This is a genomic window from Selenomonadales bacterium (genome assembly GCA_017442105.1).
Classification (GTDB): Bacteria; Bacillota; Negativicutes; order RGIG982; family RGIG982; genus RGIG982.
The window spans coordinates 1-12,083 of record JAFSAX010000159.1 but is presented as its reverse complement, the minus strand read 5'-3'; the positions used below and the strand labels follow the sequence as shown (position 1 = coordinate 12,083).

At 47.0% G+C, this 12,083-nt stretch carries 13 protein-coding genes; 9 read left to right on the top strand and 4 right to left on the bottom strand.

The window, feature by feature from the left end; genetic code table 11:
* From IJN28_06420 to IJN28_06405, 4 genes are all read left to right on the top strand, one after another.
* Positions 1-378, top strand: a 378-nt coding sequence (locus tag IJN28_06420) for an imidazole glycerol phosphate synthase subunit HisF (GenBank protein MBQ6713402.1), incomplete at its 5' end; no start/stop codon positions are given.
* Positions 375-1,031 carry a bifunctional phosphoribosyl-AMP cyclohydrolase/phosphoribosyl-ATP diphosphatase HisIE gene (locus tag IJN28_06415; GenBank protein MBQ6713401.1) on the top strand — a complete coding sequence of 219 codons (657 nt, stop codon included), beginning with the start codon at positions 375-377 and terminating at the stop codon, positions 1,029-1,031. The genes IJN28_06420 and IJN28_06415, both read left to right, overlap by 4 nt.
* 2 nt (positions 1,032-1,033) lie before the next feature.
* Positions 1,034-1,753: a SagB/ThcOx family dehydrogenase gene (locus IJN28_06410; GenBank protein MBQ6713400.1), complete on the top strand. Its 720-nt coding sequence runs from the start codon at positions 1,034-1,036 to the stop codon at positions 1,751-1,753.
* A 57-nt stretch (positions 1,754-1,810) separates the two neighbouring features.
* A complete protein-coding gene (locus IJN28_06405) occupies positions 1,811-2,695 on the top strand; it encodes a DMT family transporter (GenBank protein ID MBQ6713399.1) in 885 nt (294 codons plus the stop codon).
* Between the two features lie 37 nt (positions 2,696-2,732).
* Here the strand turns inward: IJN28_06405 and fba are convergent, their stop codons facing one another.
* From fba to IJN28_06390, 3 genes are all read right to left on the bottom strand, one after another.
* Positions 2,733-3,662, bottom strand: a complete 930-nt coding sequence (fba, locus tag IJN28_06400) for a class II fructose-1,6-bisphosphate aldolase (protein MBQ6713398.1) — start codon at positions 3,660-3,662, stop codon at positions 2,733-2,735.
* A 92-nt stretch (positions 3,663-3,754) separates the two neighbouring features.
* Entirely contained in the window at positions 3,755-4,627 is an 873-nt protein-coding gene (locus IJN28_06395) for an RluA family pseudouridine synthase (GenBank protein MBQ6713397.1), read from the bottom strand.
* 68 nt (positions 4,628-4,695) lie between these two features.
* Positions 4,696-5,127: a hypothetical protein gene (locus IJN28_06390; protein MBQ6713396.1), complete on the bottom strand. Its 432-nt coding sequence runs from the start codon at positions 5,125-5,127 to the stop codon at positions 4,696-4,698.
* A gap of 144 nt (positions 5,128-5,271) precedes the next feature.
* Here IJN28_06390 and IJN28_06385 point away from each other — a divergent pair, with 144 nt between their 5' ends.
* Positions 5,272-5,532 (top strand): hypothetical protein, encoded by a 261-nt coding sequence (locus tag IJN28_06385; protein ID MBQ6713395.1) that lies wholly within the window; start codon positions 5,272-5,274, stop codon positions 5,530-5,532.
* Positions 5,533-5,545: 13 nt separating this feature from the next.
* Positions 5,546-6,040, top strand: coding sequence for a YajQ family cyclic di-GMP-binding protein (locus IJN28_06380; GenBank protein ID MBQ6713394.1), 495 nt, complete (start codon positions 5,546-5,548; stop codon positions 6,038-6,040).
* Between the two features lie 46 nt (positions 6,041-6,086).
* On the opposite strand, the gene uraA is transcribed toward IJN28_06380, so the two are convergent.
* On the bottom strand, positions 6,087-7,331 hold the full coding sequence (gene uraA, locus IJN28_06375; protein ID MBQ6713393.1) for a uracil permease: 1,245 nt from the start codon (positions 7,329-7,331) through the stop codon (positions 6,087-6,089).
* Positions 7,332-7,579: 248 nt separating this feature from the next.
* Between uraA and IJN28_06370 the strand changes: the two genes are divergently transcribed.
* The 3 genes from IJN28_06370 to IJN28_06360 form a co-directional block, all read left to right on the top strand.
* Positions 7,580-8,806, top strand: coding sequence for an aspartate kinase (locus tag IJN28_06370; protein ID MBQ6713392.1), 1,227 nt, complete (start codon positions 7,580-7,582; stop codon positions 8,804-8,806).
* Positions 8,807-8,991: 185 nt separating this feature from the next.
* Positions 8,992-10,233 carry an aminotransferase class I/II-fold pyridoxal phosphate-dependent enzyme gene (locus tag IJN28_06365; protein ID MBQ6713391.1) on the top strand — a complete coding sequence of 414 codons (1,242 nt, stop codon included), beginning with the start codon at positions 8,992-8,994 and terminating at the stop codon, positions 10,231-10,233.
* A 173-nt stretch (positions 10,234-10,406) separates the two neighbouring features.
* A partial coding sequence (locus tag IJN28_06360) for a 1,4-alpha-glucan-branching enzyme (GenBank protein ID MBQ6713390.1) occupies positions 10,407-12,083 on the top strand: 1,677 nt, incomplete at its 3' end.

Here is a 12,083-nt window from a genome sequence, read left to right as displayed (position 1 = left end):
GCTGTCGATGCCAAACGTGTCGGCGACAATAAATGGGAAGTCTATATCAACGGCGGTCGTACACCGACAGGCCTTGATGTGCTCGAATGGGTGCGCGAAGCAACGGCGCTCGGTGCGGGCGAGATCCTCTTGACGAGCATGGATGCAGACGGTACGAAAGATGGCTATGATATTGCGCTTACGCGTGCCGTATCGGAAGCTGTATCCGTTCCTGTCATCGCATCGGGCGGTGCAGGTAAACTCGAACATTTTTACGAAGTATTGACCGAAGGCAAAGCAGACGCCGTGCTGGCGGCCTCGGTATTCCATTACGGACAGTTCCGTGTCCGTGAAGTCAAAGAGTACTTGAGAGAGAGAGGAGTAGAAGTACGATTATGAATTTAGATACTATCAAATTTGATGAAAAAGGACTTGTACCTGCCATTATTCAAGACGTTGAAACGAAACAAGTTTTGATGATGGCATATATGAATGCAGAATCTCTTGCCAAAACGGTAGAAACGGGGCTTACTTGTTTCTACAGTCGTTCGCGCCAATGCCTCTGGACAAAAGGTGAAAGCTCGGGTAACATTCAGCGTGTCAAAGAAATTCGCTACGACTGCGACGGCGATACTCTCCTTATCCAAGTAGAGCAAGTCGGTGCGGCTTGTCACGAAGGTACATATTCTTGCTTCAGCCGTAAGCTTGGCGAAACAGAACGTGATATGGAGCAAGTATTCGATCCGAAAAAAGTCTATGGTGACGATTCGCCTGCGATGATCTTGAACGAACTTTACAGCACGATCATGTCGCGTAAGAACAACCCGACAGAAGGCTCGTACACTTGCTATCTGTTTGAAAAAGGGCAAGATAAGATACTCAAAAAAGTCGGCGAAGAATCGGCAGAAACGATCATTGCATCGAAAAATATGAGCGAAAGCGAGATTCTCTATGAGATGGCAGACCTTTGGTATCATTGCATGGTACTTCTTGCCTTCCACGGAATCGAGCCGATGAAGCTCTTGGGTGAATTGAAAGGACGGAGAAAGTAAAAATGGGAATCGGTCAACAATTTATGAAGGCAACGAACTCTGACATGCCGCAGAATGCACTCAGAGAGCAAGGTGTGAAAGAGCCGTATTTGGAAGTGCTTTATGATGGCAAAAGCGAGCTTGTACAGATCCCCGAACCTGACTTTCTTGATGATGTAGAGGGCAGTTTTCTCGAATTGATCGAGCTGAGAAGCAGTGTTCGTCAATATGGCGGAGAAGAGATGACGCTCAAACAGCTCTCGCTCCTTCTCTGGTGCACGCAGGGCGTGAAAATGGTCACTGACCGTACGGTGCGTAATGTACCGAGTGCGGGCGGTCGTCATGCGTTTGAAACGTATCTTCTTATCCGCAATGTAGAAGGTATTGCGCCGGGTGTATATCGTTTCCTTGCTATCGAACATCTGCTTGTCAAAGTAGGCGGAGAAGAAATGATGAACGAGATCGCATCGCGCGGATGCACACAGCCGATCGTACAGACGGCAAGTGTTGTATTCTTCTGGGCGGCGCAAGTCGACCGTATGACGTGGCGTTTCGGTGAACGCGGATATCGCTATCTGATGATCGATGCAGGACATATCTGTCAGAACCTCTATCTGACAGCAGGTGCTATCAAATTCGGTGCTTGTGCTATCGGTGCATTCGATGATAATGCGATGAATGAGATTTTGGGACTCGACGGCGAAAATGCATTCGTTCTTTACGGTGCTTCTGTCGGCAAATAAAAAAGTAGCGAAAACCTTGCGTTTTCGCTACTTTTTGATACGAAAGACGGGGATAGTATGAAGCCTTCTGTCTTAGGTGCTATCTATCTTGCAGGTGCCGCCTCTATCTGGGGGAGTGTATACGTCGTCAGCAAGTATCTGATGGAAACGGTCGAACCGCTCGTTCTCATATGGCTACGATATTTGATCGCGATATTGTTTCTCAGTGGTGCCGTATTGGTGAAGAGAATACCGCTTGGTGTTGCGAAACAAGACATCAAGTGGATCGTCGCTGTCGGCACGATCGGATACTTTTTATCCATTTGGACGCAGTTCGTAGGGACACAGCTTTCTACTGCACAGATGGGAGCTGTCATCACTTCGGCTGTACCTGCATTTATGGTCATTTTTGCATTTTTTATACTGCGTGAAAAAATCACTGTGCGCAAAGCGACTGCTGTCATCTTATCGACTGTAGGTGTGCTTCTTGTTATCGGCTTCGATACGCAAACGACGACGATACAGCTCGGTGGTATGATACTGTTTTTTGCCGCGCTGACATGGGCGCTCATGTCCGTTCTGGTAAAAAAGATACCGACGCATTATTCGCAGGCTGTGCTTACGATGTATGAGCTGATGCTCGCATCGCTTATCATGACACCGCTCGTCTGGCAGAATGTAACGTTCGATTATGCCGTAGACCTTTTGACATCACCACTCGGTGGGTGGATATGGTATCTGGGCATTATTGCGACTGCTGTTGCGTTCTATCTGTGGAATGAAGGACTCAGACTAAGTGCTGTCGGAAGCGGAAGCATCTACTTCTTCTTTCAGCCGCTCGTCGGAGCTTTTCTCGGATGGCTCTTCCTTGGTGAAACGATAGGAATGGGATTTTTTTGCGGTATGATACTTATTTTTGCAGGTGTATATATCGTTATGCGAGAAGATGCTATAAGCAAATAAAAAAGACGCTCGAAAGAGCGTCTTTTTGTATGTGTTCTTATGCGCGGCCGCTGCAGTTGAGCACGTTTTTGATTTTGTGCTGAACCATTGCCTGGATCGCTGCACGAGCCGGTTTGAGATACTGTCTTGGGTCGAAGTGATCCGGATTCGTCATGAAATGTTCACGGATCGAAGCCGTCATAGCAAGACGAAGGTCGGTGTCGATGTTGATTTTGCAAACACCGAGTTTACCTGCTTGGAGAAGCATATCTTCCGGTACGCCTTGTGCGCCTTTGAGCTGACCGCCGAACTGGTTGCATTTTGCTACGAATTCAGGAAGTACTGTCGATGCGCCGTGAAGTACGAGCGGGAAGTTCGGAAGCATGTTGCTGATTTTTTCGAGGCGAGCGAAATCAAGTTCCGGTTTGCCTGCGAATTTATATGCGCCGTGGCTTGTGCCGATAGCGATAGCGAGCGAGTCAACGCCCGTACGTTCTACGAATTCAACAGCCTGATCCGGATCCGTGTACGTAGCATCTTTTGCAGCAACTTTAACGGCATCTTCAACGCCTGCAAGTCTGCCAAGCTCTGCTTCGACAACAACGCCGCGTTCGTGTGCATATTCTACAACACGACGAGTCAATTCGATATTTTCTTCGAACGGGAATTTGGAACCGTCGATCATAACGGAGGAGAAACCACCGTCGATACAGGATTTACAAATTTCGAAATCTTCGCCGTGGTCGAGGTGAAGACAAATGTCAATACCCGAATCTTCCATAGCAGCTTCAACAAGTTTCATCAAATAGATATGTTTTGCATATTTACGTGCGCCTGCCGATACCTGAAGAATAAGCGGTGCGTTTTCTACTTTTGCAGCGTCAACGATACCTTGAACGATCTCCATGTTGTTTACGTTGAAGGCACCAACTGCATATTTGCCTTCATAGGCTTTTTGGAACATCTCTTTAGAAGTAACTAATGCCATGATAAAACCCCCCGTTTGTTATTGATAAAATTTAATGCTTGTAATTATTATATCACGAAAAAAATTACAATGCACTATGTATACAAAAACTTTTAAATAGTATAGCACATTAAAAGATGTGTCATGTCGCTCGGCAGTGAAGAATGGATGCGTATCTCTTGCTTTGTAATGGGATGAATGAATGTGAGCTGTGCGGAATGGAGTGCTTGTCTGGGAAAGTCCTGATAAGTACTTCCGTACAGGTCATCGCCAATGAGCGGGTGGCCGATCGATGCCATGTGGACACGTATCTGATGTGTGCGCCCTGTGTGAAGCGTGAGCTTGACGAGTGACAGCCCGTCACGAGAAAGGAGCGTTTCGTAATCGGTATGTGCATCTTGCCCGTCTGCGCTTACGGTTCGTTCGATGATGCTGCCTTCTTTACGTGCGATCGGTGTGGTGACAGAGCCGCGTGGTTTTGTCGTGCCATGTACGAGCGCAAGATAGGAACGCTTCATCTGCTGATGATTTTCGGCAGACAATATCTGCTGAATATGTGCTACCTTGGCAATGGCAAGGATGCCCGATGTCCCTCTGTCCAGTCTGTGAATGGGGTGAAACGCAATAGGCAGATTTTTTTGCTTGTAATAATGCGTGACGATATTACCGACAGACGTACCGTCTTCGTTCACCGTCGGATGAACAAGAACGCCGGCAGGCTTGTCAATAATGAGCAGAAACTCATCTTCATAGAGAATACGAAGCGGTTTGGCAGTCGGAGTAAGATGATTGTCCTCGTGCCAGACGAGATGGAGCGTATCCCCTGTATGCAGGATCGTTCGTGCCGTGGCAGGCTCTCCGTTGACCGTAACGGTGCCTGTCTGTTTCAGCTTGCGCCAAGCTGTCAGAGAAACGGCGGCACGCCTGCGCAGGTATTGCTTGAGATCAAGCCCGTCATCTTCGCTATGTATATGAAATGTAAGCATGATTATCTCCTTCACAGAATGGTCGAGCGTTATATTTATTAGATTCGTTTCACGAAGATAAAATCCTGTCAGGCAGTAAGAAGATGGACGAGGACAGACAGGTGTTCCTTTTCTTTATTGAGCATATCGTCCTGGTAGAATCGTTTACTGCTTTCTGTACGAGCAAGTGATTCCATACGCTGATGGCGCAGAAGAAGTGCTTCGGCAAGCAATCGGCGGAGCTGGCGGCTGACTGATAGGACAGGGGACGTATTCGGTGGTGATGAAAAATGATTGCCGATCGTTGTATCATGCAGGCTGATCGTATGAAGCAGGTCGAGATAAGCAGTCAGATGGTCTTGTGCGATCGTGTCGAGCATATCGCGAATTTCGCCGTCAGATGATGAGGCACATGTAAGTGCGGAGCACAAGAGAGAAAGAACGGCAGCTGCTTCGTGATGGAGCTTGGCAAGATGGTCGGTATCGACTGCAGGACGCGCTGTACGTGATGCTTTTTTCATAGATCGTCTCCTTTCACTAATGTTGGTTACAGTATATGTTCGATGTCATGCGATTATGTGTATAGCAATGACAAAAGAGTGTCTATGAGAAGGAAAAGCAAAAAAAAGCGCGAATTAAATTAAGATAGATCGTAATAAGGAGTGATGGAAACGGGCAGCGTAACAGAATTGCAAGTAATGGCTTGGGGATTTCTCGTTTGGATGCTACTGGCTCCGCGTCCGCAGAATGAACAGTATCCGACAACATTGTACGCCTATATGGTTACGTTGGCACTCTGTTTGATCGGAACGGAAAACTTGTGGGCGACGATGCCTGTCGCATTCTATTTTATGATAGGCGGCGCGTTCGCATTTATGTATGTGTTTTTTACGCGGATCATGGTCATTCGCGTAAGACGAAGATAGGAGGAATAGTAACATGGCAAAAGATTGTTCGTTCGACGTTGTATCCGACGTTGATTTGCAGGAAGTAGACAATGCGGTAAATCAGGCTATCAAAGAAATCGGTCAGCGATTCGACTTCCGCGGAAGCAAATCGTCGATCACGCTTGAAAAAGACGTGATCAAACTTGTCAGCGATGACGATTTCAAAATGAAAAACGTAACGGCTATCCTTGAAGCCAAAATGGTAAAACGCGGTGTGTCGATCAAATGCCTCGACTATGGTAAGATCGAACCTGCATCTCAAGGTACTGTCAAACAGACGGTAAAATTGAAAAAAGGTATTCAGCAAGACAATGCGAAAAAAGTCGTTGCGGAGATCAAAAAACTGAAACTCAAAGTTCAGACGCAGATTATGGACGACCAGGTTCGCGTAACTGGTAAAAATAAAGACGATCTTCAGCAGGCGATCGCTGCACTCAAAGCGATGGATCTCGATATCGACTTGCAATTCACGAACTTCCGTTCGTAGGATGGGAAAAGACCACTCAAAAGAGTGGTCTTTTTGTATGTCTGGATTATTTTTTGTTTTGTACAGTTTCAAGAAGTTTGATAGAAAGACTGAGTACGATAGCGATGACGGTTGCGAGTGCCATACCGCGGAGCGTGACAGAGCCGAGGGTGATGCTGGCATTGCTGACACCGATACCGAGTACGACGGAGGTCAGAATAAGGTTGACGGGCTTATTGTAATCAACTTTCGATTCGACAAGCATACGGATACCGCTTGCCGCAATGACGCCGAAGAGCAGGAGCGATACGCCGCCCATAACAGGTGTCGGGATACTCTGGATAGCAGCGGCAAGTTTGCCGACGAACGAGAGGATGATAGCGAAGGTTGCGGCACCGCCGATGACCCATACGCTGAATACCTTGGTAATGGCGAGAACGCCGATGTTTTCGCCGTATGTCGTATTCGGTGTCGAGCCGAAGAAGCCGGAGAACATCGTCGAGATACCATTGCCGAGGAGGGAGCGGTCAAGACCGGGGTCTTTTGTCAGGTCTTTGTCTACGATATTGCCCGTTACGATCAAGTGACCGATATGTTCAACGATAACAACGAGTGCGGCGGGTAAGATAATAGCGATCGCGCTAAGATTGAATGTCGGGGTATAGATGGTCGGCACGGCGAACCACGGTGCATTTTGCACGGGCGTTAAGTCGACCATTCCCATAAAGAAGGCGAGTGCATAACCACTGATAACGCCGATGAGGATCGGAATGATAGCGAGAAATCCGCGAAAGGCGATCGAACCGACTATGGTCACGATAAGCGTGAAGACGGATACAATGATAGCATTCATGTCGATCGTTTCTGTATTGAGGCCTGCCATGCTTGCGGCTGTCGGCATCAGTTCAAGTCCGATAACGGCAACGATCGCGCCCATTGCGGCAGGCGGGAAGACGACATCTATCCATGCGGTTCCGACCTTGCGTATCAGTAGTGCAACTAAACAGAATATCGCACCGACTACGATGAAGCCGCCGAGTGCTGCCTCGTAACCGTACTGTGGAAGTACGAGAAAAACAGGCGATAGAAAAGCGAAACTCGAACCGAGATAAGCAGGGACTTTTCCTTTGCAGATAAAAAGATAAAGAAGTGTTCCGATACCGTTAAACAAAAGGATCGTGGCAGGATTCACGTTGAACAGGATCGGTACGAGGACTGTTGCGCCGAACATCGCGAACAGATGCTGCAAACTGAGCGGAATCGTCTGCATTAGTGGGAGCTTTTGGTCAACAGGAATCACAGTGTTGTTCATTCGTTATAACTCCTTTGCAATATATTATTGAATCTCATATCTATTATAAACCTACCATAACGAGGTTGAATTGTCTATGTTCGGTGTAGGAAAATACGAAAAAGGAGTAACGGTGTATACAGAATGCAGAAAAACAAGAAAAAACACAAAAAAATGGTAAAAAACCTTTGAATACAAAAGGATTTTAGGATTTTTGCGCGAATGTAAACATGGTAACTCTGATTGTTTTATTGTTTAGGGGGATCGACATGGCGTTAATAGTTAAAAAATTCGGCGGCAGCTCGGTTGCTACGACCGAGAAGATCATGAATGTTGCCAAACGTATTTTGAATGAAAAAAATGAAGATGATAAAATCGTTGTCGTTGTATCGGCAATGGGCGATACGACGGATGAATTGATCACATTGGCGAAGGGCATTGCAAAAGAACCGTACCTCTACACGCGTGAGATGGATATGCTTCTTTCCACGGGTGAACAGGTATCGATCGCACTTCTTGCTATGGCGTTCAAAACACTCGGTCATGATGCCATCTCGCTTACCGGTCCGCAGGTCGGTATGCGTACGAACAACGTACATACAAAAGGTAAGATCATGGGCATCGAACCGCAGCGTGTATTCGATGAGCTTGAAAAAGGCAAAATCGTTGTTGTTGCAGGTTTCCAAGGTGCGAACGATCTCGGCGACATCACGACGCTCGGCCGCGGTGGTTCTGATACATCGGCGGTAGCACTTGCAGGCGCGCTCAAAGCAGATGTGTGCGAGATCTTCACGGACGTTGACGGTGTCTACACGACTGACCCGCGTGTCGTAAAAGGCGCACTCAAAATGCAAGAAGTAACGTATCTTGAGATGCTTGAACTTGCAAGACTCGGTGCGGGCGTTATGCAGCCGCGTGCCGTAGAAATGGGTAAACATTATAACATTCCGATTCATGTTCGCTCGACATTTACGACGGATACGGGAACGATTATTAGGGAGGAATATACGATGGAAGATAAAAATCATGCAATTACAGGTGTAGCACACGATTGTGATGTTGCCAAAATCGCTATTTTGGGTGTACCGAATACGCCGGGCGTAGCACACAGCATTTTCTCCGCACTCGCTGCAGACAATGTTGCAGTAGACATGATCGTACAGAGCATTCGTACGGCAGAAACGAATATCACTGACATGGTATTCACGGTATCTCTCGATGACTTGGCACAGGCTAAGAAAACGGCAGAAGCTGTTGCAGAAAAAATTCATGCAGCAGGCGTAACGTATGCAGAAAACGTTGCAAAAGTATCGATCGTTGGTGCAGGTATGCTCGGCAGCCCGGGTATCGCAGCAAAAATGTTCGGTTCGCTCGCTGAAGCAGGTATCAACATTGAGATCATCAGCACATCCGAGATCAGCATCTCTTGCTTGGTAGAAGGCACAAAAGTAAAAGAAGCTGTCCAGATCATCCACAAAAACTTCTTCGGTCAATAAGATAAACGATAAAAGCAGGGAAGCATCCCTGCTTTTCTTATGCCAAGTTTAATGTATACTTGTATACTTCTTGTGTATACTTGAATACTTAAAAAAATGGCAGGAGTACAAATGTTTTCACAGAATATAATGTAGGTATGTGGCAGACGCAAGAAAACTGCTGCGATGATAAGGAGGAAAACAGTATGATGATGAGTGTGGCAGCGAACCATGCAAAAGGCAAGGTTGCGCAAGATAATATTTTTGGTGCAAATGCGGCAGCGAATGCGGCAGTTAAAGAGGTGGGCAAAGACAAGGTCGTTAATGCAACGATCGGTGCCTATATGAACGATGATGAAAAATTGGCTTGTATCCCTGTTGTAGAGGAAACGTATCGCAAGATACCGACGAATGAGTTCGTTGGCTATGCGCCGATCGCGGGACTTCCTGCGTATCTTGATACGGTCATTGATTTGACATTCGGTGATGCTAAACCGAATGCGTATATCGAAGCAGTAGCTACCTCGGGCGGCGCAGGTGCTATCCATCATGCGATCTGGAACTATACAGAAGAAAACGATACGGTCTTGACGTCCGATTGGTATTGGGGCCCGTACAAAGTATTCTGCCGTGATCTTCTTCGCAAATTCGATACGTTCAGACTGTTCGACGAAGAAATGAATTTCGACGTTATGTCGTTCATGGGAAAAACGAATCAAATTCTTACAAAACAAGACAATCTCCTGGTGATCCTCAATACACCTGCACACAATCCAACAGGTTACAGCTTAACGGAAGGTGACTGGGAACACGTTATGTGGGTCTTGAGAGAAGCGGCGAAAAAACCGTCGAAAAAAGTCATTCTTGTGGTCGATATTGCATATCTCGACTATGCAGGTGACAAGGCACGTGACTTTATGAAACAATTCGAAAACCTTCCCGACAACTTATTGGTGCTCATGGCATTCAGTATGTCCAAGGGATATACGATGTATGGTCAGAGAACAGGTGCTATCATCGGTATCTCCTCGAACAAAGATGTCATCCAAGAATTCGTTGACATCAACCAGTACAGCAGTCGTGCAACGTGGTCGAACATCAACCGCAGTGCGCAGTACACGCTCCAAGCGATCAACAACGATCCTGAACTCAAAGCACGCCTCAATAGTGAACGTGAAAGCTTCTATCAGTCGATTCGCGGCAGAGCAGATGTATTCATGAAAGAAGCGGCGGAATGTGGCCTTACGATGCTCCCGTATCGTGCAGGTTTCTTCCTGACGATCCCCGCAAAAAATACAGAGGCTGTTTGCGACCGTCTTCACGACGACTATATCTTCGCAGTACCGCTCGCGGGCGGTATCCGTATCGCGATCTGCGCGATCCCGCAGAAAAAAGTATACGGCATGGCAGCTAAGATCAAACAAGCCATTGACGAACTCGGTAAATAAGAATAATGATAAAAACAGGATGCGAGCAGCATCCTGTTTTGTTATATATTACCGCTATTGTAAAAATGCGTTTTTATTGGTATAATTATAAGAAGTGTATAATGAGGCATTCTTTTTGTGGTTTGCCTTGTTTACATGAATGTAAGATTTTGTTTCGGAGAAGGTGATGTTGTATGTATCGAATTTTGGAGTTGAATCCACAGTTGAAGGCGTTTGAGTCGGATATTGAGCTTCGCATGAAGTTATACGAGGATACGAAAAAACGTCTTTTGCCGAAGGGTGGCACGCTGAAAGAGTTTGCGAATGGACATCATTATTTTGGCATTCATCATTTAGATGGTGAGTGGGTATATCGCGAGTGGGCGCCGAGTGCGCATCAGTTATATTTGACAGGTGAGTTCAATGACTGGAATCTGACGGAGCATCCGATGACACGTCTGGATGGCGGTGTCTGGGAGCTTGTCTTGAAGGGTGACGATGCGCTCTGGCATGGTTGTAAAGTCAAGACGGTCGTTGATGCGAATATGGAAAGAACGACGCATATTCCGCTTTATGCTCGTCGCGTGGTACAAGATAAGGATTCTGTGACATGGTGCGCAGAGGTCGTAGACAATCGCAAAGTGTTCGAGTGGTCGGACGAGAAGTTCAAACCTGCTCAGACGCTGTATATCTATGAAGCGCACGTCGGCATGGCACAGGAAGAAGGCAAGGTCGGCAGTTATCGTGAGTTTGCACAATATGTGTTGCCGCGCATCAAGAAGGCAGGCTACAATGCGATCCAGTTGATGGCGATCATGGAACACCCGTATTACGGCAGTTTCGGTTATCAGGTAGCGAATTTCTTCGCGGCATCGAGTTGGTTCGGTGAGCCCGAGGATCTGAAATATTTGGTAAACCGTGCGCATAAATTGGGTATGCGTGTATTATTGGATGTGGTTCATTCTCATGCAGTAAAAAATACGGCAGAGGGCATCAATATGTTCGACGGTACTGAATGGCAGTTCTTCCACAGCGGTGCAAAAGGTGATCATCCTGCATGGGGAACGAAGTGTTTCAACTATGGCAAGGATGAGGTTATCCACTTCCTCTTGTCGAACTTGGCATTCTGGATGACGGAATATCACTTTGACGGATTCCGTTTCGATGGTATCACGTCGATGCTCTACCATGACCATGGCTTGGGTTCGAATTTTGACAATGACAATAAATATTTCTCGCTCAATACGCATACGGAAGCTATCACATACTTACAGCTTGCCAATGAGCTTATTCGCGAAGTGAAGCCTGAGGCGATCACGATCGCGGAAGACATGTCGGGCATGCCGGGTATGTGCTTGCCAATCGAAGACGGCGGTATCGGATTTGATTACCGTTTGGGTATGGGGCTTCCCGATATGTGGGTCAAGACGGTAAAAGAGCAGAAAGACGAAGATTGGAATCTCGGTCAGATGTGGGGCAACATGTGTCTGCGTCGCCCTGGCGAGAATACGGTCGCATATGTAGAGAGCCATGACCAAGCACTTGTTGGTGACAAGACGATGATCTTCCGTTTGGCAGATGCGCATATGTATACCGATATGGACAAGGCTTGCCATACGCCTGTGATCGATCGCACGATCGCACTTCATAAGATGATCCGCCTGTTTACGCTTGCGGCCGCAGGCGAAGCGTATCTGAACTTCATGGGCAATGAGTTTGGTCATCCCGAGTGGATTGATTTTCCGCGTGAGGGCAATGATTGGAGCTTCCATTATTGCCGTCGTCAATGGAGCCTGCGTGATAACGGTTTCCTGAAGTATCAATGGCTGGGCGACTTTGACCAAGATGCGGTAAACTTAACGAAGCTGTTC